Raw genomic sequence first — 25,515 nt, 5'->3', positions numbered from 1 at the left:
TAATTGAACAGTGGTAAAGATAGGAAACTTAGAAATCGGTGAATTCCCCTTATTATTGGCGCCTATGGAAGACGTCAGTGATCCGCCTTTTCGTGCAGTGTGCAAGGAGAATGGGGCTGATTTGATGTATACAGAATTTATCAGCTCTGAGGGCTTGATTCGGGATGCAGCAAAGAGCGTTCAAAAACTGGATATTTTCGAATACGAACGTCCCATCGGTATTCAAATATTTGGAAATGATATAGAATCCATGCGAGAGGCTGCGGCTATTGCAGAAGCTGCGGGCCCAGATATCCTGGATATCAATTATGGATGCCCTGTTCATAAAGTAGCCTGCAAAGGTGCTGGTGCAGGTATTCTATTGGATATTGATAAAATGGTCTCCATGACTGCCGAAATTGTCAAAGCTGTCAAAATTCCAGTAACTGTCAAGACGCGTCTTGGCTGGTCTCATGACACGATCCGAATTGTAGAGGTAGCTGAGCGTCTACAAGATGTAGGCATTCAGGCGATTTCCATTCATGCCCGTACACGGCAGCAAATGTATAAAGGAGAGGCCGATTGGTCTTACTTGAATCAGGTTAAAGCGAATCCACGTCTGCATATACCTGTATTTGGTAATGGAGATATTGATAGTCCTGAAAAAGCGTTGGAATATAAGCAAAAGTACGATGTGGATGGAATGATGATCGGGCGGGCCTCTATTGGTTATCCTTGGATTTTCAACGAAATCAAGCATTACTTAGCTACTGGCGAAAAACTCGCGGGTCCAGATATGGAGGATCGTATCCGCGTGACCAAAAAACATTTGGAGTTTTCGGTCAAATGGAAGGGTGAGAAATTAGGGATTTTGGAAATGAGAAGGCATTACACCAACTATTTTCGAGGCATGCCTAACTTTAAACCCTACAGAACACAGATGGTTACAGTAGAGTCTTTGGCAGAAGTGATGGGGATTTTGGATGAAGTTGGGTCTGTTTATGCCGATTATCAATTTTAATTCAAGATTACGATACACAAGTATTACTTTTGATTTATCATGAAAGGCTGTTTCATACATCCTGCCCTTGGCAATTTGTATGAGGCAGCTATTTTAAGTTTGAAGCACACGTTATGATCTCAATCCATGACTAGGGATATACTTGCAGAAAATGCCTTGAAGGCTTGGGGATTCCTTTTTGTACTAGCACTTATTTGGGGAAGTTCTTTTATCCTCATCAAACGAGGATTGGAAGTATTTTCTCCGGGGGAGGTAGGAGCATTTAGAATTGTAGCTGCGGGAGTGTTTTTACTCCCTTTGTCTTTGCCCAGATTAAAAACTCTCAATAAGCGGCAGGTAAAAAATCTGTTAATCGTAGGACTGGTTGGTAGCTTCATACCGGCGTTTCTTTTTGCAAAGGCTCAGACCCAACTGAGTTCCTCCCTGACCGGGGTTTTCAACGCCATGACACCTTTATTTGTGGTTATTATCGGAGCACTTTTTTTTAATTCAACCATCACTAAAAGGAATACAGTGGGGCTAGTGATCGCTTTTATTGGTGTAGTCTTGTTACTGATGGTGAAGGATACGGGCTTTGGTGGCTTTTCAGATATCAATAGCTATGCCTTATTTGTACTGCTGGCCTGCTGTTGCTATGGGTTGAATCTCAATATCATCAAATATCGGTTTGTAGAACTAAAACCAGTAGCAATTACAGCAATTTCTATTACCATGGTGCTGCCAATGGCTTTGATTTATTTATTTGCAGCAACGGATTTTTCTTTCAAAATCATCCATGTGGAAGGAGCTTGGGTGGCAGCTGGATTGATTAGTGTTTTGGGGATTGTAGGAACAGCTCTAGCTTTGATTTTATTCAATGTAATGGTGAAAGTAGCAACCCCCGTTTTTGCAAGTTCTGTTACGTATTTGATTCCCATCGTAGCTATTATGTGGGGCTTACTTGATGGGGAGACATTACTTATTGGGCATTACATTGGGATAGCAGCTGTCATTATTGGAGTTTGGATTGGCAATCGACGCTAATTATTTCCCTGCTTACTTGGTATTCTTGGCTTGTATGAGTAATTTTCCTCTTGATGGTTTAGGTCTTTCTTCTTTATTAATTCTACCAATTATGCAACGATTTGTGCGATTCACTACTTTTTTTCTTCTCGTATTTTTGCTTTCCCTAGAAAGTCCCTACGCCCAATCAGGAGCACAGTTCAACGTCTTAGTTTTCAGTAAAACCAAAGGTTTTCGACATCAATCTATCCCCGATGGAGTGGTCGCATTGAAAAAATTGGCAAGGGACAATATTTTTGAAATCTACACTACCGAAGATGAGGATTTTATTACTGGACCCAACCTTGCCAGATTTGATGTGCTTGTTTTATTAAGTACTACGGGCACTATTTTTAATGAAACCCAAAAAATTGCTATTCAAAAGTTTGTTCAGGCAGGAAAAGGAGTCGTCGGAATCCACAGCGCTACCGATACCGAATATGACTGGCCTTGGTATACGGAGTTGATTGGAGCACAGTTCCTCAATCATCCTCATCAACAAACTGTTAAATTGAACGTAATCGATCAAAATCACCCTTCGACTTATCATCTACCAGAAAAATGGGTGTGGTCTGATGAAATTTATGCTTTCCAAAATTTCAATCCAAAGGTCCGGGTGTTGATCACTGCTGATGAAAAAAGTTACGATGCCAAACAAGGTATGGGAGACTTTCATCCGATTGCTTGGACCAATGAATTTGATGGGGGACGGATGTTTTATACTGCGTTAGGCCATACCGATTGGGCCTTTTCCAATCCTGATTTCATGAAGCATATTTTGGGAGGTATTTGGTGGGCGGCTAAAGGATATCAGGATTAGCGATTTGAGTATTAAATTTTTAATCCTTTTTAGTTGGGGTCTCTGCGAATATGTTTATTTTCATGGGCTGTAGTTGCATCCATTCTTTTGGGCAAGTTACGTGATGAAAAAAAAGAATGTTCAATCCCTTTTAAATATATTGTTTTGAATAAGATAAAAATACTGATAGTTGAAGATGAGCTGGTCATTGCTGAAGATCTGAAAGATACCTTAGAAGATTTGGGCTATGAAGTTGTTGGTATAGCTATTAGCTGTAGAGAGGCTATGGCTATGATTGAGGAAAGGTCTCCTGATTTGGCATTATTGGATGTTCAGATTAAAGGAGGAAAAGATGGAATTGAATTGGCAGCTGAAATTAATGAACACTACCGGATACCCTTCCTTATGTTGACATCCCATGCTGATATTCATACGATCAACAGGGCTAAAGCTGTAAATCCCTATGGGTATTTAGTGAAACCTTTTAATGAGAAAGAGATTTTGGCTGGGATAGAATTGGCCATGTCGAATTTTGCCAAAAAGCAGGTCAAAAATGGAAATCAAGAAGGGGAAGAAGAGTTTGTTTTAAAGGATAGTTTGTTTGTACGGGCCAACGGTATGCTTGTAAAAATCAAATTGCAAGATATTATTTATTTGGAGGCTGATGCAAATTATACCATAGTGAATACCAGAAATAAAAAATTTGTTATCCGTGCAACTTTAAAGGAGCTAGATAGCAAGCTAGACTCCCATCGGTTTGCCCGAATTCATAAGTCTTTTTTGGTCAATCTAGAGGAAATTGATGGGATTCAAGCTGATTCAATTCATCTTGCAGGAAAGGAGATTCCAATTAGCAGGAGTCAGTATAGTTGGTTGTTGCATCAAATCAAACTTCTCTGAACAAGGGATTTGACATTTTTCCGCATTTCTTTAACAATTCATGCATGATGCTCCCATAGTGAGAACGTTGTATTCGTTTTCTAGCGAGATTCAATCAAAAGTTTTTAACAACCTCAAACAACATGAATCATGAAAGCAACAGCACTCATTTTCGCATTGGCTTTATCTGTAAGCTTTAATAGTTTTTCACAAACTGAAAGTCTACTTGCTTCTAATAAGTCATCTTCCACCAACGAAGTAAAATTCCGGGATATGGAGCTACCCGGTTTCATAGGTGGACAAGAGGCTATGTCTACATTTTTAGCTTCCCAAATGATTTATCCTGAATTGGCATTAAAGCAAGGTTTAGAGGGCACGGTGTTCGTAAACTTTAGAATTTCAAAAGATGGAAAAATAATCAATCCGTATGTATCAAAAGGAGTACACCCTAATTTGGATAAAGAAGCTCTAAGACTTGTAAGCACTATGCCTAATTGGATTCCAGCCCAACAAAATGGGGAACCAAGAGAAGTCCCTTATCAGCTCCCAATCCGATTTGAACTTAGAAATTAATGAATTTGCATAAGGTTTTTAATCACTAACTATCTTTTGGTTCAAAAGATGGTTTTTTATTTAAGTTTTGAGGTAAAATCCCATGTTCAGATAAAAATTACTCTTAAAATTTATATCTTTAGTCAGTAAAGGCTTTTTTAAAAATTATTATATGAGAAAATTTTCTTTTTTCCTATTTCTTTCTTTGACATTGACTGTGTGCCATAGGACTTATTCGCAACAGAATGCATGGGTAATGGATTCATTGGCTACTTATGAAAAATCTTTTTGGTCCTTTGTAGCAAAAAATGATTCAAAAAAGGCGAGAGAGGTTCTTGCTATCATTGAAGCTAAAGGAAGTGAAAGTCTCGATCCTGAGTTTTTTGAGTTTTATGAGAAGACAGTGTCCCAAAAGACCAAGGTGAATAATCCATTATTGATGGCACACCTTTATCGGGGGCTAGGCACTCTTGAGTTTTTTAGAGGTAATATCAGGGGATCAAAAGATGCTTTCAAATCAGCTAAAGTATTTTATGGCGAAGCGAATGAGCCCAAAAATGTGTCTGGTATGGCTATGAATATTGGTATCATGCATGAAAAAGGGGGGGATTACGATTCAGCAGTGCTTAATTATATGGAGGCCCTACCGATTTTTATGAGAGAGAAGGATACTCTTTCTCTTGCTAGTGTGTATGAAAATATAGGTTTAGCTTTTTACCGACAATCCTTGTTTGATTCGGCTTTGAGCAATTTTTTGAAAACAGAAACTTACTTAAAAAGTATGTTGGATTCAATGGAGACCCGTTGGGTAGGTTTTTACATCAACAAATACTTAGCATTCAAAGAATTGAACAAGCAGGAAGAGGGGATGCAGATGTTATTGAAGGCAGTGAAAATTGCTGAGGCTAGTAATGATCAAAAACTCATGGCAAAATCCTTTATGCGTTTGGCAGAGGTATATGATTTCAGAAGAGAACCCCAAAAACAATATGCCACACTTTTACAGGTTAAGAGCTTTTTGCAGGCTAGTCCTCATTTAATGGAATTGGCTAATTTACAAAGTGAACTTGCCATCTATCATTATTCAGAGGGGGATCTGGATTCGGCAGTGTATTATGTGAACAGGTCTTTGCCCTTTTTCGAGGCTAATGGTTTCAGTGAAGAGTTGGGAGCCTCCTATGGTACATTGGGTAACGTAGAGTTTAAAAAGGAAAACTATAAGGAGGCCATCCAATACTTCGAAAAAGCCCTTAAATTCAATGAAAATCAAAGAAATCAACATAAAGCTGGCTGGTTTTTTAACATAGGATATGCTTACAATAAGTTGGGTGTTGTGGATAAAGCTTTAGAGCACATGAATAAGTCATTGGAAATAAGAAAAGAAATTAATGACATGGCAGGGATTCGTGATTCCTATCAAGGATTGGCCGAGGTTTCTCAAAGAAAGGGTGATTTTAATAATGCTTTTCAATACCTTACCTTATATCAAGTCTACAAAGACTCTGTCTTTAATGAAACTAAAAACCGTCAAATCGCTGAGTTGGAGACTCAATATGAGACGAGTAAAAAAGATCAGGCTATTGCAGTACTTGAACAAGAAAAAGAAATTCAATCCCTTTTGGCACAAAAGCAGCAGACGCAGATTAGCCTTACACTTTTTGGTTTGGTGGTACTCTTGACAATAGCAGGTGTATTTTATAGGCAAGCTCGCTTACGTAAAAAATATAATCAAGCATTGGAAATCAAAAACAAAGAAATTGAGAAACAGAATGCTGAACGTGAATTGCTTCTCAAGGAGATCCATCATCGAGTTAAAAACAACCTTCAAATTATCTCCAGCCTCTTGAGTATGCAGACTCGCACAATGAAAGATGATAAAATGAAAGATGCGATGAAGGAAAGCCAAAGTCGTGTGAAAACGATGGCATTGATCCATGAAAAGCTATATCAATATGAAAATCTTTCAAAAATTAACATGCAGGAGTATATGCAGCAGTTGAGTGATTTTTTGACGCAGACTTACAGATCTGATAAGCAAATTGAAGTCAAAATTGATGCGGAAGAAATAAGTTTAGATATGGATATGGCCATTCCTCTAGGCTTGATTACGAATGAACTTTTATCTAATGCGCTGAAGTATGCATTTGAGGAGAAGGATTTTGGAGAGATTCATATTGTTTTTTCAGAAAAAGAACCAGGGCAGTATAGCCTATTTATCAAGGATACTGGGAAAGGGCTGGATGAAAACTTGGATATTGATCAAACAAAATCTTTAGGATTAAAGCTTGTGAGGACACTCACGCGCCAAATTAATGGGCAGTTGACCATTGTTTCTCATCCTGGGGCTAGTTTTGAGATTTCTTTTTCTGAGGAGCGTATTGCTGCTTAATTAACTTTTTAGAAGTATGAATTTGATGGTGTATAATTAGGGACAATTGGATAAGGGTGGATAGTAGAAATCCACCCTTTACCCAACCATGTACGCATCGGGTTTCCTGCTACAAGTTTAAAATAATGAAGGTTTGATAAATAAAGAAAAGTCTTTAGGTTCTTTAGTTATTCAGGCCCTGCGCGACAAAATCTTCTCGTTGAAATTTAGCTATGCCTTCCTTGGTTCCTTGAAGAATGATCCGGAATGTAGTACCTTTTCCAACCTCGGATTCTTTCACAAATACTTTACCCTTGTGATAGCCTTCGATGATTCTCTTGGCAAGGGTAAGCCCTAAACCCCAGCCTCTTTTTCTGGTAGTGAATCCAGGTGTAAATATTTTTTTGAATATGCTTTTTTCCATGCCTTTACCATCATCAGTGATGTCCACAAAGACATATTTTTCACTTTCCTTGATGATATTGATGGTTATATTTCCCTGTCCTTTCATGGCATCTACCGCATTTTTACAAATATTTTCGATGACCCACTCAAAGAGAGGCTTGTTGATCATGGCATCGATGTCATTACCATATCCATTGACAGTCATGTTTACTTTAGTTGATATGCGAGGCCGAAGGTAGTTGATGGCTTCATCGATGACCATAAAAACATTTTCAGGCTGTATGGAAGGTTTGCTTCCAATCGAACTAAATCGCTCGGTGACCATCCGTAATTTCACCACATCTTTATCCATCTCATGAATGACCTCTTTGTTTTCTTCGTAAAAAGGTGAGTGCTTAAAGTAGTCCAGCCATGCCATCAAGGAAGCAATTGGAGTCCCTAGTTGATGTGCAGTTTCTTTAGTCAAGCCAGCCCAAACTCTATTCTGTTCGGCAATCTTGGATTGGTTAAAGACTGCGTAGGCCAAAGCACCAAATACCAAAATTACCGAAAGCTGAATGTATGGATAAAAACGAAGAGAGGTTAGCAACTCAGAGTTACGGTAATACACAAAAGAGTCCATGATTTCTATGGGCTCAAATTGCGCCTTCATTTGTTGGATTTCTTCCCTTAAAATCTTTGACTTTTCTTCATCGCTGGCATTTTTTCTAATCTTGATGTTCCGCATATCCAAAGGATTGCCTGCCGCATCAGCTATGATCACAGGGATAGAATAATTTTGCTGAATGATTTCTGAGTTGATAAATGTCAAATTGTCAGTATTTATAGAGGCGTACTCCAAAGCTTTGGCTAATAATTGAATTTGACGCTTTTCACGTTCGCGCAGTTCCTCAACCAGTAAGTTGGTATAATAAATAGATCCAAAGCTAATGATTACTGAACTGATGAAAATCAGCCATTTGATAGTGTTTTTATTACGGTAAAAGTCCAAAATACCGATATCCTGTAGCGCCTGCTTCATTTGTTCCATCCTTCGATAGGTAATCCCCCATTGTATAGAAAACTGCTTTTCCCCATAGTTATTATCAATAGACCTTATTTAGTTTTTGTGACACTATGGCCTTATATTTGTTTATATAGCTAGTAAACAAACACTAAATATAAAGATTATGAGCACAAATGATATTGGTTTAAAAATAAAAGACAGCAAAGTTTTAGCATCGAAGTTAAATGCCCTACTTGCGAATTATCAGGTATACTATCAAAACCTTAGAAATTTTCATTGGAATGTCACAGGACCTAACTTCTTTGAATTACATGCAAAATTTGAGGAGTTATATAATGCAGCCGCTCTCAATATCGATGAAACAGCCGAAAGAGTGCTGACTTTGGGAGAAAGACCTTTGTCTTCGTATGAAGAGTATATCGAGCACGCAGTTATAAAAGAAGCAAAATTGGTTACAGATGCCAAGCAAATGGTGGAGATTACTCGTGACAATTTGAATAGCCTTTTGGAGTTGGAGAGAGAAACATTGGAATTGGCAGGTGAGCAAGGCGACGAAGGTACTGATGCCTTGATGAGTGAATATATCACTGCGAAAGAAAAAGTAGTGTGGATGTTATCTGCTTATTTGAAGTAAGATCAATCACGTTAAAATAAGGAATAAGGCCCCGATACAATTCGGGGTTTTTTATTTTTGGAAGATCACAATTCTCAAATCAATTGATAGTTTGTACTTCGTCCTCCTTGTTTGATCGGGTTGATGGCTAATGCTTGGATAAGGCTCATTCACATCATTTTTTTCAAGGTATCCCTCCAACAAAGGCCCTTCGGTTTACGGTTGACTCTCATAAAAAAAGGATGTACTAGATTCGATTTGTAAGGTTATTATTCCAATCTTTGATAGATGACTGAACAGCTTGTAAGTTTAGAACAATTTTTAGCCCTGAGAGCTACCTTACCTCTGATAGATGCAAGGAGTGAGGGGGAGTTTGCTCAAGCCCACATCGTGGGGGCTTACAATCTTCCTATTTTAAATGATGAAGAAAGAAAACTCGTAGGGACTATTTATAAACAAAAAAGCTCAGAGGCAGCGGTACTCAAGGGCTTTGAATTGGTTGGACCTCGGTTTGCAGATATCATGAAGGAAGCCATGCAGATTTGTCCTAAGAAAAAAGTGTTACTGTATTGTTGGAGAGGGGGGATGAGAAGTCAAATTTTATCATGGCTCCTGAGTATGGTAGGATTTCAAGTTTTTAGGTTAGAAGGTGGGTATAAAAACTACCGAACCGCTACGTTTGAAAGCGTAAGAAAACCACTTTTACTCCTAGTCTTAGGTGGGCGTACGGGTGTTGGAAAGACGGTGTTACTTCAGAAGCTTAAAAATCAAGGAGAGGCTATTCTTGATTTGGAAGGGTTGGCCCATCACAAAGGATCGGCCTTTGGAGGTATCGGCCAACTATCGCAACCAAGCAATGAATACTTTGAAAATCTTTTGGCGGAAGAAATTTGGGGATTGCCTGCGGATAAACCCATTTGGGTGGAAAACGAAAGCAGAAAAATAGGGACGGTTATCTTACCTGATGTTTTTTTTACTCAACTGCAGTCGGCACCTATGATTGAGATTATTCAATCGAGAGAGCAACGAATCAAACATATTGCAGCCGAATATGCTTCCTTACCTAGAGCAGACTTACAAGCGGCTATAAAAAAGCTTTCCAAAAAACTGGGAGGTTTGCGGACACAGCTGGCATTAGAGGCTTTAGAAGAGGGCTTGCACGCACGATGGATCGATGAAATCTTATCCTACTACGACAAATTCTACGATTATGACTTGGAAAATAATCATGCGAATATCTTGAAAAGTCTAGATTTTACGGATGTCAAATGGGACGAAGGGGTGCAAATTCTGTTGAAAACAAAAAATGAATTGACATGGAAGAAAAAGTAAGGCTTACACAGTTCAGTGAAGGATCGGGTTGTGGATGTAAAATTGCCCCAGCGGTACTCGATCGAATATTGGAACAAGAGGATGGGATTAGAACAGTGTTTGCACAACTTTTGGTAGGCAATGAGTCCAAGGATGATGCCGCCGTGTATCAGGTGTCTGATGATTTGGCGGTCATAAATACCGTTGACTTTTTTACCCCCATTGTGGATGATCCATTCATCTTTGGAAAAATAGCGGCAGCCAATGCAGTGTCAGATGTTTTTGCCATGGGCGGCAAACCCATTTTTGCCAATGCTATTCTCAGTTGGCCAGTAGAAAAGATTTCCCCTTCCTTGGCTGCTGAGGTGATGCGTGGTGCACGGGAAGTCTGTGCAGCAGTAGGCATTCCTCTAGCTGGAGGACATAGCATCGCTGCCAAGGACCCGATTTTTGGACTTTCGGTGACTGGGACTGTCCATCCACAACAGATAAAAAAGAATAGTACGGCACAAAGCGGGGACTTAATCTATATTACCAAACCTCTGGGAATAGGGGTATTGGCTACAGCATTAAAAAGAGAAAAGATTAGCCCCGAACATGAGGCATTGCTTGCGGAGTATGCGGCTGAAGTTAATTCTATTGGAATGCATCTAGGTTCCATGCCTGAAGTACATGCGATGACAGATGTAACTGGGTTTGGTATTTTGGGGCATACATTAGAAATGGCAGAAGGTTCCGGATTGAGCGCTCATTTACAGATGAATGCTTTGCCTATGATTGAAGGCGTTCAGGAATACATCGCTCAGTTTATTTTTCCGGATAATACCTATCGAAACTGGAATGCTTACAGTGAGAAAACCGCTGGTGTGCAGGGTATGGATATGGTTAAGCTGTGTGATCCTCAGACAAATGGAGGTTTACTACTTGCTGTTTCTGCGCCTGCTCAAGCAAAATTTGAAGCCGAAATGAATCGGCTTCAGCAATCTATTTGGCTAGTGGGAGCATTTAAGGATTACGAGGATATTCGGGTACAGATAATTGGAGGGAAGTAACTAGCCTCCTATTTTTTTACCTCTAATACCCAACTTTCTAGAGGTTTTAAGTCTACACGAAGGCTCCCTTTTCCAGCTTGGATCGTAAGCACTGGCTTTGCTTGACCATACAATTTTTCGGTCAAAATGGAGGTGCCATCCGATAGTCCCCAAGCTTGTATAATTTCAGCAGGTACTTGTAATTCAAAACCAAAACTGTCATTTTTATAGAAGTTGGTGATGATGATTAATTGCTGTTTTTCTGACCAACGAACAAAAGAGAAGACTTTGTCATTGTACCATTCGGTATTTGTGCGGTTATGGCTGTGAATTTCTGCGTAATTCCCAGCTAAGGCAGGGCTATAAAGCGTGAAGTTGAGCAAGCGTTTGTAGAAGTCTCTCAACTCTTTTTCGGAGGTGTTCAACTGTCCTCCATCAAATTTCCCTCCATTCATCCATCGCTGATGATGTGGAACACCAATATAGTCGAAAATGGATGTACGGCTTGGTTTTCCAAATCCTGCATCTTCCGCTCCAGGTTCGCCTACTTCCTGCCCAAAGTAAATCATCATTGGAGCGGCATCAATGGTCGCAGACAATACAGCTGCTGGCTTAGCAATTTCCGCTTTTCCGACAAATTCCGGACTGGCAATTCGCTGCTCGTCATGATTTTCTAGGAAGTGAAGCATGTGTTTCCCGATATCTGCCAATCCTGCTTGAATTGGAATGAGGTTGTCAGTCGAGCCGTTGCCTTGCATGATGTTTTTGAGGGTATCGTAGAGTTCAACTTTATCATATAAGAAATCCATTTTTCCTAAATGAATGTAGTTTCTATATTCTCTTGGGTTGTAGATTTCAGCGAGAAGGAAGGCATCGGGATTGGCTGTTTTAATAGCGGAGTTCATGTAACTCCAAAACTCCACCGGAACCATTTCTGCCATATCAAAGCGGAATCCATCCACTCCTTTTGCAGTCCAGAACAGTGCGATATCCTTAAATTTTTTCCATGAATCTGGCACCTCTTTATCTGCCCAGAAAGTAGCATGAGCCTGATAATCTTTTTTGTCATAACCTTCCGGAAGGCTTGGGAAGTCTTTGGTGCCATCAGGTCGTACGCCGTAATTAACTTTGACAGTCTCGTACCAATCGTAAAAATGAGGTTGAGCTTCTCTACTGCCATTTCCTGTCCATTTTGCCGGGTTTTCATCAAATTTTCCGTCGGATAGCGGATGAACTTCTCCGCCGAGAGGCTTGTAATTGTCCAAGGGAGCAGGTACTGTAAAGGATTTCCCTGGGATGTAGTAAAAGTTATTGTTCTTATGATACTCCACTGTAAGGTCATCATTCGCACCAAAATCACTCACACCAGCAGGATTATTTTTGCCTTCATATTTTCTAGCGACATGGTTAGGGACGATGTCGATGATGACTTTCATCCCATGCTTGTGCGTGCGTGCTATCAAGGCTTCAAATTCTTCCAATCGTTTGGCAGGATCATCTGCTAGGTCAGGATTGACTTGATAATAGTCCTTCACAGCGTAGGGCGACCCAGCACGTCCTTTGACCACATCTGGATCATCATTGCTAATGTCGTAGGCTGAATAATCCCTGATGACCGCATGATGAGGAATGCCAGTGTACCAAATATGGCTTACACCCAAGGCTTTGATTTCTTCTAAGGCTTTGTCGGTAAAGTCAGAAAACTTCCCAACGCCATTTTCTTCCAAGGTTCCCCAAGGCTTATTGGTAGTATTGGTGTTCCCAAACAGGCGGGTAAACACTTGGTACACGACGATCTTGTGTTGTTCTTCCATAGGAGACTCTAGAGCTGTTTCGGTTTGTTTGCAGCTGAATGCCAAAAATGAGCATGCGGCCAGCGATAAAAAGAGCAATTTTTTCATAGTCTAAAGATAAAAAAATGTTGGGATTTGAATCTATGTCATCTACTGAAAGAATAACCATGTCCCTTAACTTTTCAAAAATCCCTCACATATGCTTACTATTGATAGTAACTGTTCTTAAAAAGTTGATAAAGTTTTCCTAAACTCATAACTGTTAGCAGATGCTTTGAGATGAGTAAATTAATGCTCATTTGTACACGTTAGTTTCTTTTAACCGACTGGATATTTACTTAGCCAACATCTATTCTCATTCCATTTGAAAAATGTTCAATTCCCGTCCTGTGGCATTTACCCTAACCAAATATGTGCCTTCGGGACTGAAAAAAACATTTTCATTTTTGTCAAACTTCACTTCTTCCAAAATTTCTATAGGTTCTGTCCCTACTCTAAAAAATCTATTTTTTTCAACCAACCAGATCTCCTTTTCCGTAAGAATTAGGTCTTTGATTTCTTTGACTCCTTCGAAAGTCGTCTGCACGTTCCCTTCATTGTCAGCAATGGCTACACCGTCGGTTCCGATCAAAATTAACCCATTATCAAAAGCAATTTGATTTTTCAATCTTCCTACTTCAAATTTCTTATAACTGATTGTGGAAAGAGTTTCTCCAGTTTTGGCATCATAGGTGTGAATTCCTTGTGAGGAGGCATCTACAATTTTATCCCCATCCAATACAAATGGATCAAAGTCTGTTCCCAATCTATTACTGACTTTTTCTGTTTCAAAAGCAATCTGCCCGTTCTTGGTATCTAAAGCCACGATGTAGGATCCTGACAGACCATTGGTCATCTTCAAATACAACATACCCCCTGTCAACTCCTCTTGAATGACCCGGTTGTTTTGCCTAGCTATTTTTTCTTCATGAAGAATTATTTCACCTGTATTGAAATCAATCTGCAAATATGACTTCCTGCTTCCATCCGGGTCTATGTGTCTACCGCCCTGCATACCAACTACATAGTGAATAATGTTATTTTCGTCAATTAAAGGATAAGAGCTGTTGTCGCCTAAGGTATTTCCTTCTTCACCGCCTGCCCCCAAAACGGACATGTTTCTATACATCCTTCTATGTCTTTGCATACCTTCTTTGACATCACTATCCATTTCTTCTCCTGTTGTGATATCGATCAATGTCAATCCAAAATATGGTAGAAGCAAAACATTCTCCCTGACAAATGCTGTGCTTGGGATAAAGTCACCACTGTATTTTAAACTCCAAATCAAATCCCCATTTTGGGCATTCAAAGCCTGCACTTCTGGTCTTCCCGCTATGTTTTGAAGCTCTGTCTGACTTACCCTGATTGCAATAATCAAGTCATTGTTGGGCTCGTAAAACACTTCTCCCAATCCCCCTTTTAATTCTGGTTGTTGCCACAAAACTTCACCCGAATCGATCTCTAATAACTGCAGCCCGTCCTTGCCATTTACTGCGATGGCATTTTTTTCGGGAAAATACGTGATTAGCTTATTCAACCTTTCATCGTGCCCTACATAACTGACCGGAATATTATTCTTTTTGGAAACAGTATTTATTCCCGTAACAGCAGAAAACGTCACTTCGGAAAGCGTTTCTTTATCCTGGCTTAGTCTTTGTGCGTTTGAAAAAATCTGATAAATGGATTCCACTGTTGAAATACCAATATCCAAGTCATTTTTTACCCACTTTTCTTTTCCGTTATTCAGGTCAAATGCAGTAGCTGTTGTAAAAGCTAATGTGTAATCAAACTGTAGAAAAATTTCCTCTTGCTCAAATAAAAGAAAAGCACTTCCTTCGGTCAACCCAACACCAGGGATACTTCGACCCACTTTGTTACGGTAATTGCCTTGAAGTACCTGCTGCTTACTTTGAAGGTTCCACACTTGATATTGATTCTCATTTTCAAGAATGATGTATTTTCCATCATTTGAAAAAGAAGTGTATCTTGGAGTGAAATCAGTGGAAATTACCCAGTCAGATCCATTTTGGGCGAACACTTGAGACACACTAAAGGTAAATAAGAGTCCTAAAATAAGACCATAGGAAACCGAAGTCAATGAGTTAATTTTCGGTTTTGAAAAGAGCATTTTTTTCTTTAGCGAATACATCAGAGTTATGGATAATATTTCTTGTAGTTTCATAGGATTTTTTTTAACAATTAATATTTAGTTTAAATGAGATGTTAGTGCCAAAAAATAGCTTGACAAGAGTTTCAAGTTCTAGTATATTCCTAAATTTAACATCTAATTTCCTCTTTATGAAACACTTTCATTATTTTATGCATTCAAAAGGAGAATTTTATCTTCCTATTCCATGCTATCCTAAATAAGTTAAGAAACATTTCGACTGCGTAATTTCTGAATAATAAAAAGATAGGTCTCTCAAAAAATAATGAATTTTTAAAATAGAATATGTTCTTCCTATGGGAATCAATTTTTAAGAAATGCAATATTAATGCATCTAAAAAATCTATGTTTGCCTCATACTGGACTTTTTCCCAACCCAGACCAATAACCCTGAAATTGCCATAAAGACAACAGCCAATACAAGAAAGTTTATGCCCAATTGCCCTACACTGATCGTATTCAAATCCACAAAAGGATAAGGATAGAATCCAGAGATTTGCCCGTGAATGACTGTGTATACAAAATATCCCAAGGGATAGATTAGCCAATAAGGGACTTGCTTCCATTCAACTGCTTTTTTGTCTTCGAACAACCACCAAAATATAAGCGCTAGTAAGGGATTGAGCGTGTGTAGCAACTCATCTGTGACCCGGGCCATTCCCTGAGGGTCCCAGATACTGCGTAAAACAACTTGATACACGAGACCAACTACCAAAATGTAAACAGTGATAGCGGTTAAAGTGCCTGACTTTTTCCAGATTTTTCCTCTGTTGTGAAGGTCTCCATGAATCTGAGAACTGAAGTAAAGCGCTAAAAGTGTATTGGTTAGAATTGTGAAAAAACTAAAAAAACGAATGGTAGCCGCTCCCCAAGAGAGTGGACTGGCTTCCAACATGATCCAATATTGCATAGTCACCGCAGACCAGCTGATAAACGCAAAAATGTAGGCTAGATTTTTTCTCATAATTCATGGAGTAGGCGATATACAAACACGGTCGATCGCTTCAATAAATCAGGAAACTCCTTCATGTTGATAGTTTCCTCAGGTGAATGTGCTCCTCGACCGGAAGCCCCCAGTCCATCGATGCAATCCAAGTAGTCTGCGACATAAGAAATATCTCCAGCACCTCTCGAACCCGGATCTCCCGCTTTTACCTCACCAAATCCCATATCTTGGCTGACTTTGGAAAGGATATCTACCAAAGCATAATTTCCTTCCGTGGGTGGCATGGAAGGAATGCCATCTTCGAAAGTAATACTTGCCGTAGTTCCATTGAGGTTTCTACCGACGATTTCCGTCATTTTTTCCCGAGCTTTTTCTTTTTGATCCTCACCCAAAAAGCGTAAATCACCCGTTACCAATGCTTCTCTGGCTACGATATTGGTTTTGCCTAAAGCGCTGCCTTCTCCTGTGTCCTCATTGTAAGCAACATCCGAACCGCCAATAATTTGACCTGGATTGAAGGTTAGGTACTCTTCTCCTGCTAATTCTTCGCGGAAGGTATTCAAGATTCTTGCGGCTTCGTAAATTGCTCCATAACCTACAGATTCACGAAATACGCCAGAAGAGTGTACTTGTCTTCCAGTTGTCTTTAAAGTCCACCCACTTGCACCTCTTCTGGCCACGGTTGCTATATTGAAGCCTTGGGCAGTTTCGTAACCAAGTGCATAATCATGTAGTTTAGCTCGTTCTACAAAATCCAGTCTACTGACCCAACTCGGGCTGCCAGCGTTTTCTTCATCCCCTGTAAAGTACACCGTAACAGTTCTGTCTTCTAAGAGTCCTAGTTCATGCAAGGCTTTGAGTGTCGCAAAAATCATCACATTTCCCCCTTTCATGTCATTGGCTCCTTGTCCTTTGGCGGTATGTTCATCCACATAGGTGAAAGGGTAAAATGGCATATCTTTTTCAAAAACCGTATCCAAGTGTCCGATGAAAAATAATTTCTTGCCTTTGGATCCTTTTCGAGTGGCAACAAAATGTCCTGCTCTTTTCAAGGAATCAGGCAAAGTGATCCATTCTGTTGTGAATCCTATGTTGGCAAACTCCCGCTCAAATACTTTTCCAACAGTCCGAACCCCCTCTAAATTAAATGTTCCAGAATTGATATTCACGGTTTCTTCCAGTAGAGCCAAGGTCTCTTGATAGTTTTTTTCTACTTTTTCAATCAGTCTTTCTTCAGAGGAGCTTAAGGATTGAGCATGGCTTAAATGCAAGCAAAAAATCAGGAGGAATCCAAATAGATATGTTCTCATAGTTGCGAATCTTGAGTTTGTGTACTTTTTTTGTCGGTTCAATATATCGAAATTATCAGATTCAAAGAACAAGAGCTCACTTGTAGGAGTTAAAACTGGTAAGATTCTTGATTTATTTGAATCTGAATGCGCGTTCTGTCGTAGAATTAACCATAAACCGTATGCAAAAATATATCCTCTCGCTGACTATCAGCGCACTTGTAGTCTTCTTATTGGCAGCTTGTTCCGGCAATTTGACGACTGTAATAGTCGAAACTCCTGAGTTGGAGCTTACTGCCGAAGGTCCTCTTTTTGAAGGGGCTAACTCCTCTACAGCTACTTGGGAGTTTGATGTCAATGAACTATTAGGAGAAGTACAAGGGAAAGTTTCTAAAGCTAAAGTAGCTTCCGTAGAAATCACCTTGGTGGATGGAGATGAATTACCGGCACTGGAGAAAATGGTATTTGAACTCACATCTCAAAATACATCCATGACGCGGGTTGGTTTGCATGAACGTGGATTTGAAGTTGGTTCTCCTATTTCTTTATCGATCGCCGATAAGCAGGAGAATTTAGCAAATGCCTTCAATGACGGCAGGATTACCTTCGTGGGTGATTTTGATTTGTTGGATGAGGAGTTTTGGGGAAATGTGCAGTTTTTGGTAAAGGTTACCTTCGAACTTGGAATAAAATAACAAACGATAAACACAATAAACCTATGAAAAAGTTACTTGCAGTTGTAGCATTTCTATTCAGTAGTGCTTTTGTAATGGCCCAGGATGCAGATGCATTGGTGGGGGTATGGGAGCCAGGACATGGAAAAGCCCGAGTGAAAATTGATAATATTGATGGGAAGTATTACGGAAGAATCGTATGGCTAAAAGAGCCAAACGATCCAAATACAGGTAAACCAAAGACTGATGTGAATAATCCCGATGAGAGTATGAAGAATGTGCCGTTAAGAGGTTACAGAATGTTGAAGGATTTTACCTACAAAGGAAAGGGTGTTTGGGAAGATGGAACGATCTATGATCCTGAATCTGGAAATACCTACAGTTCTGTTATCACCATGAAGGATGAAAATACTTTAGATATTCGTGGCTTCGTTGGTGTCAAAACATTCGGTAGATCAGATACTTGGAGAAAGTTGAAAATAAACTAATCTAGGTCTGTGATGAAGCTAAAAATAGTATGTATGAGTATGGCCCTGTTTCTTGCAGGGCTTGTTCCGTTGATGGCCCAAGATGATGATGACGATGATTGGGATATTTATGGTGACTTGGAATTGGTGGATGATAGCAATGTAAAGCGGTATGCAAGACCCACGATTGTTGGCTTAAGTCCTACCCGTTTTTTCAGTTTGTCATATGATAGGCAGTTAGCGTACACTATGAATCTTTCTGCTGCGCGCTTTCCAGCTAGTGGTAATTCTGGTTGGGCTGTAGATGAGGATGCTCCGGTTTCAGAAAGTGGCCGAGTGAATTTCACGGGTGGTGTTCGATTCAATTCCAACATTCCAGTTATCTCTAAAAGTAACTTGGTTTGGCAAAGTGGTTTAAACTACATGCGTGTGGGTTATAATATCTCTGATATTAATAGTCAATCGGATGCTTCGGGGCTAACTCAGACTTTGGATGAGCGCGGATTGAATAACCTCAATTGGACCAATACATTCTTTGTGCCCATCAGTGAGCAAAATTTCTTCATTATCCAAGCTGGCTTGGACATGAGCGGTGATTACTCATGGGGCTTGCAACCTTTTAATACTGTTCGCTGGAGCTTGGCGGCAGTTTATGCTAAACGTGTAAGCGAAAGCAAGCGCTGGGGATTAGGATTGGCCCGAACCTATCGTGTGGGTAATTTGAATTATGTTCCAGTAGTCATGTATGATGTTACAAGTGCCAATAGAAAGTGGGGAACAGAAATTTTGTTTCCTGCAAGAGCACATGGGCGATACAATTTTAGCAAGAATTCATTATTGCTTTTCGGATATGAATTGGAGGGGCAATCCTACCGTATCAATGATTTCTCAGTTGGGAACAATAGCTATGAAATCAGGAGAGGCGAGTTGCGACCAAGATTAGAATTCCAAAAGCAAGTTTCGGGACCATTCTGGATGCATGTGCAGGCTGGTTATCGTATGGACTGGACCTTCAATGCAGATGAGTTGGAGGGGAGTCGCGAGTTCTTTAGAGGCTTCTTCGGAACCCAGCAGTTTGGGATGGTTAATAACTTAAGCAATGCGGTTTATTTCAATATTGGGATCAGTTTTGTGACGTTATAAAAATTGGAAATAGTTGTTTGTCTTCGACAGGGCTTTCAATAGTAAAGGCCCTGTTTTTTTATACCTTAGTCCAGTTTTCAAATGTTATCCCTACTAAATCAATAAAATGCTTTTCGTTATTGGTCACTAATACCATATTATTTACAATGGCGCTTGAGCCAATGAGTAAGTCAAAATCATCGACAACTCTTCCTGTTTTTCTTAATCTGGCTTTTTCTTTTGCAAAAATATCAATGGCCTTAAAAATCGGAATGAGCTTTATAAGATTTGTGAATTCATTAATTATTTCTCGGTTTTTTGTAGGGAATTCACTTTTTTCAGCACCAAACTTTAACTCAGCAAGTGTTATTTCAGAAATATATAAATTTTCAAATCCAATTTGTCCGAACTTTTCTACCAAGTTGAACCTTCCTTTGAGGAAGTAGATACAAATATTTGTGTCTAATAAGTATTTCATTAGAGGTCTTCAACTTTTCTTGAAGTGTATCTACTTGATCTTAATTCATCAATTATTTCCTCAGCGCTTTTATCTGATTCAAATGCGCCATAAAGCTTTTTCCATGTGTCATTTCCGAGATTTTCAGGGTTCTCTGAAATAGAGGCTGAAATTTGATCAATAAGATCGAGCTTAACCTTCTTGCTCAAATTTTTGATCATCCCTATAAAGTTATCAGTGATATCTATTTCATCAGTTTCCATCGTATTTCCTTTTTTTAAATATACAAATTTTTAACGATTCAGTATTGTTTGGGGTTGAGTCTTTTACGATGAAAGATTGTTGGCCTAAATTTTTTTCGAAAAGTTTATGAAGTTGGAACTATTAGAATGCTTAAAGATTGCAATTAGCATTAGACTTCAAAAAATTCATAAAAAAGCGGGTATTGAAGTACCCGCTTTCACAATTTATCCTATTAAGTTCCCTTCCTCATCCCATTGGGCGACCGTGCCACGCTCTTCTGGTTTGAGATAGAGGTCTTTGTATTTTTCTGGGTATTCAAATCCATGCCGCTTCAACACTTCATCTGGTACGCCATCCCATACGTTGGGGATATTTCCCTTATAACCCATGTACTGAAATCCCTTTTCGGTCGTGAAATATCCTGTACAGGTGAGGTTTCGCAAGATGTTAAAGAAATTTACAGCACCAGCTAATTCAGCGGGGGCTTTATCAGGCCAAGCAATTAGCTCAATGACTTCCATGCGCTGGGATTCGGAAAGCGCTAGAAATTTCTTTCCATAGGTATCATCGCTGTAATTGTCCAGCCACATCAATCCCCCTCGCATGGGCGTTTGGAAAGGAGGGTAGTCTTTCATCATAAACTCGATGAAATCGGGGACTTCTACATCGGTAGCACTGACGCCATTTTCTCCGGCAGGCATGATGATGTCAACCAGCACATGCAGCTTCTTCCGCTCTTCATCTGTGAAAAACACTTCTGAAAGTAAGCGTTGGTCATAGGCAATTTCCTCAGCTGTTCGGGCACCTGGAGTTCCTCCTGCTATGCGTGGGCTGTAATCTTCGACTTTATCTTTTGGGCTACAATGCGTAAGTAATAGGCCTGAAGCCAAGGATCCTGCAAATAGGAGTTTTAGGTTTTCTCTTCTGTTCATGGCTCCTACAATTAGATGTTTTTCTTTTTAAATTCTTCTACGATGTAATCACATGTTCTCCAAGCTAATGCCATGATGGTCCATGTTGGATTTTTGTCAGCCTGTGAGACAAATGGCCCGGCATCCACTACGAAGAGGTTATCACAGTCGTGCGCTTGACAGTTGCTGTTCAATACGGAAGTATTGGGGTCCTTACCCATGCGGGTGGTGCCTACTTCGTGAATGATGCGCCCAGGAGTGGCAAGACCGTAGAGGGTGTCTGCACCAGGTTTTGTTCCCATCAAGATGGCTCCTGCTTCGGTGAGGATTTCTTCAAAGGTATCCTGCATGTGTTTGGCCTGCTTGATCTCTTGGTCGGTCCATTTGTAGTGGAATTTAAGAACAGGAATTCCGAATTTATCGACTACCTTATTGTCGATTTCGCAATAGTTGCTGTATTGAGGAATACTTTCTCCTCTTCCGGACATTCCTAGGGTGGTGCCATACAGGCGACGGATATCTTTTTTCAATCCTTCTCCATAGCCTCCATTGGGGCTTGGGTTTCCAAATTCATCTTTGAGGTACTTACGCATGGTGTCCATGGCGAAACCGGTTCCGTACGAAGGCATGGCCATCCCTCCCCAGTATTCAATATGGTATCCTCGAGCGAAGTCTAATTTTTTGTTGTCCAACCACCATGGAGTATAGACGTGCATTCCTCCGACGCCGTCCTCATTGTAGCGCTCTCTATCCACAAGGTCGGGTAAAATGCCCATTCTATCGGCGCCTGTGGAGTCATGAACATACCTGCCGACCATTCCGCTGCTATTTCCCACGCCATTCGGATGGGATTTGGACTTGGAATTCATCATGATTCTGGCAGTCTCGCAGGCGGATGCACCGAGTACCACGGCTCGAGCACGCAACTTGTATTCCTGCATATCCACTTTGTTGATGTAGGATACGCCGGTAGCTTTGCCATTGTCATCTGTGGTAACTGCACGTACCATGGCAAAAGTGTATAAATCCACTTTTCCTTTTTGCATGGCTGGTTTTAAAAGCACCGAACCGGAAGAAAAATCTGCATAGGCTTGACAGGCACGGTTGCACTGATTACAGAAAAAACAAACCCCACGCTCATTGTTGATAGGTCTTGTCAACATCGACAAGCGAGAAGGAATCATGGGTACATTGGATTTATTTGCTCCTTTCATTGCATAAAGCTCGTGTAGTCTCGGCTTTAAGGGTGGAAGGAAATATCCATCGGGTTCATTGTAGATCCCTTCTTTGGAACCAAAAACGCCAATCAATTTATCAACTTTATCGTAGTAGGGCTTCAGATCATCGTAGCCGATGGGCCAATCATCTCCTAAGCCATCGATACTTTTGCGTTTGAAATCGTTTGGTCCAAATCGGAGAGAAATCCTACCCCAGTGATTGGTACGGCCACCGACCATGCGTGAGCGGAACCAGTCGAATTGCGTGCCAGGGGCTCTCGTGTACGGCTCCCCCTCGATATCCCAACCTCCAATGGCTTGGTCAAAATCTCCAAAAGGCCTGACTCGCGTGCCACTGCCTCTTCGGGGAGATTCCCAAGGTGGCCTTAGCTGAGTTCGATCTTCTTCTTTGGCAGGGTCAAAATCCTGACCAGCTTCCAGCACGGCAACAGACAAGCCTGCTTCCGAGAGAATCTTGGAGGCCATGCCCCCTCCAGCACCGGAGCCCACGATGATTACATCATACGCTTCACCGGATGATTTGATTTCAAAACTCATGTTTTATAAAATTTTTATAATTCTGTCGTAAGTTGTGTAAAAAAATATTTAAATCAAAAGCAATTGACTCGAATTATTTGGCAGAAGTGTAGACTTTTTTGTGGATTCTTAGGGGAAGCTAAAGAGTCTTTTATAAAAACAGGAAGTTTCGAAAAAAAGGAAGCTTACAGCAGTCCTTTCAAATGGGTCCACACGGTGGTTGCTACAATTTTTTGACCTTCTGCGGTGGGGTGAATGCCGTCGGGAAGATTTAAATCAGGGTCTCCAGCGACTCCTTCCAAAAGGAAGGGAATCAGGTAGACTTGTTCTTCTTGCGCCACCTCTGGATAAATTTCAGCAAATCGCGCCGTGTATTCAGGCCCCATGTTTGGCGGGATCTGCATGCCGGCTAAGATTAAGACAGTTTCAGGATACTTGGAGCGTACTTTTGTCAGAATGGATTTTAAATTGCTTTTGGTTTCGGCTAAGTCAATCCCTCGTAAACCATCATTGGCACCTAGTTCCAAAACAAAGACAGCGGGTTCCTCTTCCAAAAACCAATCCAAGCGACTGAGACCACTGGCACTCGTGTCACCACTCAAACCTGCATTGACTACTTTGTATTCCAGGCCATCTTGCTCGAGCTTTCCTCCAATCAGATAGGGGAAAGTTTCATCCTCATCCAAGCCGTATCCGGCTGTCAGGCTGTTGCCGAAGAAAAGGATGGTCTTCTTTTTAGAAGAAATTTCGACCTGCTCGCTTATCGGTTCTGCGATGGGTTCACTTGGTTGCTGCCCACAGGCAGTTGACAACAATGCCAAAAGGAAGAAGTAATTCAAATTTCTCATGAGTGGATGTATTCGTTAAATTAGATTTTTTATCGTCCATCTAAACGCAATTGGTCAACCTTCGTGTCAAATAGTATTCGGATAAAGGTAACAACCATGCTCAAATAGACCAATTTTTCTGCTGAAGGGTTTGGTTTTATTGGATTTATGCACTTGAAAGGCACTTTTGATAAAAACCATTTTTCTACCTTAAAAGTTGAGAAATCGTAAAAAAGGGACGTATCGTTAAGAATTACGAGTCCTTGAGTTGTTTTTTTTTTTTTTCAATAACTTTAGTTCAAATGGTAGTTTTTCTTGAAATAACGAAGTGTTGACCGATTACTCCTATGATTTCATTGATCAAAAAAATATTGTTTGGTGCTGTTTTATTTGCTTGTTCTTGTACAGGAGAAACGGATATTACGGACACTACTAACCAATTACTTTCATTAAAAAAATCTGTCAGTTTACCCCTGGATGATAGGTCCACGTATGAGTTTTTTGTTTTTCAACAGCGGGGTGATACGCTCATTGTTTTGAATCAACCCAATCACTCTCTTGATTTTTATAGCTTATCCCACGAGGAAATGATTTACAGACTTCCCATAGAAAAGGAGGGCATCAATGGTTTGGACAGACTTTATGTTTTTCATTTTCATTCTCCTGATTCCATCTTTATTTTTTCACAAATGCTCTTAAAAAACAGTCTCATCATGGATATTTCCGGAAAAGTAGTAGACAGAATTCGACATAAGGAATTTGTGAGTGACAGGGCCGGACTGATCAATCACTATGGTTCTTCTTCTGCACCAAACATATTAATGGGATCGGAATTACATTTTTCCACCTTACCGCTTACCAATGAGGGAATTGATGATAAAGATTATCTGCATGAACACAGTTTGGATATTGCTACAGGTGATTTTAAAACTTATGATTATATTAATAGACCTTATTATTTACAATCACATAGGTGGATCAATCAATTTTTTACGCGCATTAAGTTAGGTAAGGAAGAGTGGTATTATTCCTGGAATATTTCAGATACAGTATATCATATCAAGGGACAAGATGGTAGGCTGTTATCATCCAAAGCAATCGCCATGCATGGAGGTAATCCCACTAAACCTGAACCAATAACGGCCGACTTACCTAATAAGAAATTACTACAATTGGAAATGGAGAGTTACTCCTATGGTAAGATCCTGTTGGATAAAAAGAGGGAAGTGATCCATAGATTGCGGTATTTACCTACCTCATTACCTGAAAAACCAGGCCAACAACCCAATGCTTACTTATCCAAGAACTTTGAATACTTGACATACACCTTAGAGGGAGAATTTCTGGGTAGTACCCAATTCAAAGCAGGCACTTATGATCCCCGAGTAGCTTTCTTGGGTCCTGATGGAATTTATTTGCCAAAAATTAATCCATCTTTTGCTGGTTTACGCGAGGATAATATAACCTATGATGTATATGGGTTTAAGTAGATATTGGTTCATTTTAATTTTTGTAGCTATTGGTTGTAACCACAAAAAATCCTCTAGTATCAAAGATTTGGATAAAACTCCCGCTACCCCCGAACAATTTATGGTTGTAGACCTTGATCGTTGTAAATCATGCTTTCAGCTATATGGCGATAAGTTAGCCGACTATGCTACTGATTCTTCATTTGTGGTGATTATTCTTTCCACTTCCAAAAAAAAGGCGGACATTTTTGGACAAGACAACAAGGCCAATTATTTGTGGGATAGTACCCGGTATTTTGAACATTATCTCGAAAAACAACCCGTCTATTTTAAAACCAATAAATAGCAT

At 40.1% G+C, this 25,515-nt stretch carries 24 protein-coding genes; 14 read left to right on the top strand and 10 right to left on the bottom strand.

The window, feature by feature from the left end; all coding sequences use genetic code 11:
• The first annotated feature begins 10 nt into the window (after positions 1-10).
• The 6 genes from dusB (at position 11) to IPZ59_RS01670 (ending at position 6,660) form a co-directional block, all read left to right on the top strand.
• Complete coding sequence (dusB, locus tag IPZ59_RS01695) at positions 11-1,000, top strand: tRNA dihydrouridine synthase DusB (RefSeq protein ID WP_236138154.1); 990 nt, start codon at positions 11-13, stop codon at positions 998-1,000.
• 126 nt (positions 1,001-1,126) lie between these two features.
• A complete protein-coding gene (locus IPZ59_RS01690; RefSeq protein WP_236138153.1) occupies positions 1,127-2,023 on the top strand; it encodes a DMT family transporter in 897 nt (298 codons plus the stop codon).
• Between the two features lie 91 nt (positions 2,024-2,114).
• Entirely contained in the window at positions 2,115-2,861 is a 747-nt protein-coding gene (locus IPZ59_RS01685; RefSeq protein ID WP_236139758.1) for a ThuA domain-containing protein, read from the top strand.
• A 144-nt stretch (positions 2,862-3,005) separates the two neighbouring features.
• Positions 3,006-3,740 (top strand): LytR/AlgR family response regulator transcription factor, encoded by a 735-nt coding sequence (locus tag IPZ59_RS01680; protein WP_236138152.1) that lies wholly within the window; start codon positions 3,006-3,008, stop codon positions 3,738-3,740.
• 129 nt (positions 3,741-3,869) lie between these two features.
• A complete protein-coding gene (locus IPZ59_RS01675) occupies positions 3,870-4,292 on the top strand; it encodes an energy transducer TonB (RefSeq protein WP_236138151.1) in 423 nt (140 codons plus the stop codon).
• 151 nt (positions 4,293-4,443) lie between these two features.
• Positions 4,444-6,660, top strand: coding sequence for a histidine kinase dimerization/phosphoacceptor domain -containing protein (locus IPZ59_RS01670; RefSeq protein ID WP_236138150.1), 2,217 nt, complete (start codon positions 4,444-4,446; stop codon positions 6,658-6,660).
• A 163-nt stretch (positions 6,661-6,823) separates the two neighbouring features.
• Here IPZ59_RS01670 and IPZ59_RS01665 read toward each other — a convergent pair whose 3' ends face one another.
• Positions 6,824-8,065: an ATP-binding protein gene (locus IPZ59_RS01665; RefSeq protein ID WP_236139757.1), complete on the bottom strand. Its 1,242-nt coding sequence runs from the start codon at positions 8,063-8,065 to the stop codon at positions 6,824-6,826.
• 148 nt (positions 8,066-8,213) lie between these two features.
• Here IPZ59_RS01665 and IPZ59_RS01660 point away from each other — a divergent pair, with 148 nt between their 5' ends.
• The 3 genes from IPZ59_RS01660 (at position 8,214) to selD (ending at position 11,026) form a co-directional block, all read left to right on the top strand.
• Complete coding sequence (locus tag IPZ59_RS01660; RefSeq protein WP_236138149.1) at positions 8,214-8,684, top strand: Dps family protein; 471 nt, start codon at positions 8,214-8,216, stop codon at positions 8,682-8,684.
• A gap of 267 nt (positions 8,685-8,951) precedes the next feature.
• Positions 8,952-9,995 carry a tRNA 2-selenouridine(34) synthase MnmH gene (gene mnmH, locus IPZ59_RS01655; RefSeq protein WP_236138148.1) on the top strand — a complete coding sequence of 348 codons (1,044 nt, stop codon included), beginning with the start codon at positions 8,952-8,954 and terminating at the stop codon, positions 9,993-9,995.
• A complete protein-coding gene (gene selD / locus IPZ59_RS01650) occupies positions 9,980-11,026 on the top strand; it encodes a selenide, water dikinase SelD (protein WP_236138147.1) in 1,047 nt (348 codons plus the stop codon). Before mnmH ends, selD begins: the two co-directional genes overlap by 16 nt.
• 8 nt (positions 11,027-11,034) lie before the next feature.
• Here selD and IPZ59_RS01645 read toward each other — a convergent pair whose 3' ends face one another.
• The 4 genes from IPZ59_RS01645 to IPZ59_RS01630 form a co-directional block, all read right to left on the bottom strand.
• Positions 11,035-12,906, bottom strand: a complete 1,872-nt coding sequence (locus IPZ59_RS01645) for an alpha-amylase family protein (protein ID WP_236138146.1) — start codon at positions 12,904-12,906, stop codon at positions 11,035-11,037.
• Between the two features lie 247 nt (positions 12,907-13,153).
• A complete protein-coding gene (locus IPZ59_RS01640; RefSeq protein WP_236138145.1) occupies positions 13,154-15,022 on the bottom strand; it encodes an outer membrane protein assembly factor BamB family protein in 1,869 nt (622 codons plus the stop codon).
• Between the two features lie 328 nt (positions 15,023-15,350).
• Complete coding sequence (locus IPZ59_RS01635) at positions 15,351-15,971, bottom strand: Pr6Pr family membrane protein (RefSeq protein WP_236138144.1); 621 nt, start codon at positions 15,969-15,971, stop codon at positions 15,351-15,353.
• Entirely contained in the window at positions 15,968-17,263 is a 1,296-nt protein-coding gene (locus tag IPZ59_RS01630) for a M20/M25/M40 family metallo-hydrolase (RefSeq protein ID WP_236138143.1), read from the bottom strand. Before IPZ59_RS01630 ends, IPZ59_RS01635 begins: the two co-directional genes overlap by 4 nt.
• A 161-nt stretch (positions 17,264-17,424) precedes the next feature.
• Between IPZ59_RS01630 and IPZ59_RS01625 the strand changes: the two genes are divergently transcribed.
• The 3 genes from IPZ59_RS01625 to IPZ59_RS01615 are packed head-to-tail and all read left to right on the top strand — an operon-like array spanning position 17,425 to position 19,526.
• Complete coding sequence (locus IPZ59_RS01625; protein WP_236138142.1) at positions 17,425-17,937, top strand: hypothetical protein; 513 nt, start codon at positions 17,425-17,427, stop codon at positions 17,935-17,937.
• 23 nt (positions 17,938-17,960) lie between these two features.
• Positions 17,961-18,404 carry a DUF2147 domain-containing protein gene (locus tag IPZ59_RS01620; protein ID WP_236138141.1) on the top strand — a complete coding sequence of 148 codons (444 nt, stop codon included), beginning with the start codon at positions 17,961-17,963 and terminating at the stop codon, positions 18,402-18,404.
• A gap of 12 nt (positions 18,405-18,416) precedes the next feature.
• Positions 18,417-19,526 carry a hypothetical protein gene (locus tag IPZ59_RS01615; protein WP_236138140.1) on the top strand — a complete coding sequence of 370 codons (1,110 nt, stop codon included), beginning with the start codon at positions 18,417-18,419 and terminating at the stop codon, positions 19,524-19,526.
• A 58-nt stretch (positions 19,527-19,584) separates the two neighbouring features.
• On the opposite strand, the gene IPZ59_RS01610 is transcribed toward IPZ59_RS01615, so the two are convergent.
• From IPZ59_RS01610 to IPZ59_RS01590, 5 genes are all read right to left on the bottom strand, one after another.
• Complete coding sequence (locus tag IPZ59_RS01610; protein WP_236138139.1) at positions 19,585-19,983, bottom strand: type II toxin-antitoxin system VapC family toxin; 399 nt, start codon at positions 19,981-19,983, stop codon at positions 19,585-19,587.
• Complete coding sequence (locus tag IPZ59_RS01605) at positions 19,983-20,225, bottom strand: hypothetical protein (RefSeq protein ID WP_236138138.1); 243 nt, start codon at positions 20,223-20,225, stop codon at positions 19,983-19,985. Before IPZ59_RS01605 ends, IPZ59_RS01610 begins: the two co-directional genes overlap by 1 nt.
• 204 nt (positions 20,226-20,429) lie before the next feature.
• Positions 20,430-21,137, bottom strand: coding sequence for a gluconate 2-dehydrogenase subunit 3 family protein (locus tag IPZ59_RS01600; protein WP_236138137.1), 708 nt, complete (start codon positions 21,135-21,137; stop codon positions 20,430-20,432).
• A gap of 11 nt (positions 21,138-21,148) precedes the next feature.
• The gene (locus tag IPZ59_RS01595; RefSeq protein ID WP_236138136.1) at positions 21,149-22,891 is read right to left on the bottom strand and encodes a GMC family oxidoreductase; all 1,743 of its coding nucleotides are present in this window, start codon (positions 22,889-22,891) and stop codon (positions 21,149-21,151) included.
• 164 nt (positions 22,892-23,055) lie between these two features.
• A complete protein-coding gene (locus IPZ59_RS01590; protein ID WP_236138135.1) occupies positions 23,056-23,718 on the bottom strand; it encodes an arylesterase in 663 nt (220 codons plus the stop codon).
• A gap of 326 nt (positions 23,719-24,044) precedes the next feature.
• Between IPZ59_RS01590 and IPZ59_RS01585 the strand changes: the two genes are divergently transcribed.
• Positions 24,045-25,187, top strand: a complete 1,143-nt coding sequence (locus tag IPZ59_RS01585; protein WP_236138134.1) for a DUF4221 family protein — start codon at positions 24,045-24,047, stop codon at positions 25,185-25,187.
• A complete protein-coding gene (locus IPZ59_RS01580) occupies positions 25,174-25,512 on the top strand; it encodes a hypothetical protein (RefSeq protein WP_236138133.1) in 339 nt (112 codons plus the stop codon). The genes IPZ59_RS01585 and IPZ59_RS01580 overlap by 14 nt, the downstream gene beginning before the upstream one ends.
• Positions 25,513-25,515: the final 3 nt, after the last annotated feature.

The sequence above is a fragment of the Mongoliitalea daihaiensis genome (assembly GCF_021596945.1).
Taxonomy (GTDB): Bacteria; Bacteroidota; Bacteroidia; order Cytophagales; family Cyclobacteriaceae; genus Mongoliitalea; species Mongoliitalea daihaiensis.
This window is presented reverse-complemented; position numbering and strand designations above follow the sequence as displayed.

Coding starts and splice junctions, on each gene's coding strand:
- IPZ59_RS01690 (WP_236138153.1), top strand. CDS start 1,127: ATGACTAGGGATATACTTGCAGAAAATGCCTTGAAGGCTTGGGGATTC.
- IPZ59_RS01685 (WP_236139758.1), top strand. CDS start 2,115: ATGCAACGATTTGTGCGATTCACTACTTTTTTTCTTCTCGTATTTTTG.
- IPZ59_RS01675 (WP_236138151.1), top strand. CDS start 3,870: ATGAAAGCAACAGCACTCATTTTCGCATTGGCTTTATCTGTAAGCTTT.
- IPZ59_RS01670 (WP_236138150.1), top strand. CDS start 4,444: ATGAGAAAATTTTCTTTTTTCCTATTTCTTTCTTTGACATTGACTGTG.
- IPZ59_RS01665 (WP_236139757.1), bottom strand. CDS start 8,065: ATGAAGCAGGCGCTACAGGATATCGGTATTTTGGACTTTTACCGTAAT.
- IPZ59_RS01660 (WP_236138149.1), top strand. CDS start 8,214: ATGAGCACAAATGATATTGGTTTAAAAATAAAAGACAGCAAAGTTTTA.
- mnmH (WP_236138148.1), top strand. CDS start 8,952: ATGACTGAACAGCTTGTAAGTTTAGAACAATTTTTAGCCCTGAGAGCT.
- selD (WP_236138147.1), top strand. CDS start 9,980: ATGGAAGAAAAAGTAAGGCTTACACAGTTCAGTGAAGGATCGGGTTGT.
- IPZ59_RS01645 (WP_236138146.1), bottom strand. CDS start 12,906: ATGAAAAAATTGCTCTTTTTATCGCTGGCCGCATGCTCATTTTTGGCA.
- IPZ59_RS01640 (WP_236138145.1), bottom strand. CDS start 15,022: ATGAAACTACAAGAAATATTATCCATAACTCTGATGTATTCGCTAAAG.
- IPZ59_RS01635 (WP_236138144.1), bottom strand. CDS start 15,971: ATGAGAAAAAATCTAGCCTACATTTTTGCGTTTATCAGCTGGTCTGCG.
- IPZ59_RS01630 (WP_236138143.1), bottom strand. CDS start 17,263: ATGAGAACATATCTATTTGGATTCCTCCTGATTTTTTGCTTGCATTTA.
- IPZ59_RS01625 (WP_236138142.1), top strand. CDS start 17,425: ATGCAAAAATATATCCTCTCGCTGACTATCAGCGCACTTGTAGTCTTC.
- IPZ59_RS01620 (WP_236138141.1), top strand. CDS start 17,961: ATGAAAAAGTTACTTGCAGTTGTAGCATTTCTATTCAGTAGTGCTTTT.
- IPZ59_RS01615 (WP_236138140.1), top strand. CDS start 18,417: ATGAAGCTAAAAATAGTATGTATGAGTATGGCCCTGTTTCTTGCAGGG.
- IPZ59_RS01610 (WP_236138139.1), bottom strand. CDS start 19,983: ATGAAATACTTATTAGACACAAATATTTGTATCTACTTCCTCAAAGGA.
- IPZ59_RS01605 (WP_236138138.1), bottom strand. CDS start 20,225: ATGGAAACTGATGAAATAGATATCACTGATAACTTTATAGGGATGATC.
- IPZ59_RS01600 (WP_236138137.1), bottom strand. CDS start 21,137: ATGAACAGAAGAGAAAACCTAAAACTCCTATTTGCAGGATCCTTGGCT.
- IPZ59_RS01595 (WP_236138136.1), bottom strand. CDS start 22,891: ATGAGTTTTGAAATCAAATCATCCGGTGAAGCGTATGATGTAATCATC.
- IPZ59_RS01590 (WP_236138135.1), bottom strand. CDS start 23,718: ATGAGAAATTTGAATTACTTCTTCCTTTTGGCATTGTTGTCAACTGCC.
- IPZ59_RS01585 (WP_236138134.1), top strand. CDS start 24,045: ATGATTTCATTGATCAAAAAAATATTGTTTGGTGCTGTTTTATTTGCT.
- IPZ59_RS01580 (WP_236138133.1), top strand. CDS start 25,174: ATGGGTTTAAGTAGATATTGGTTCATTTTAATTTTTGTAGCTATTGGT.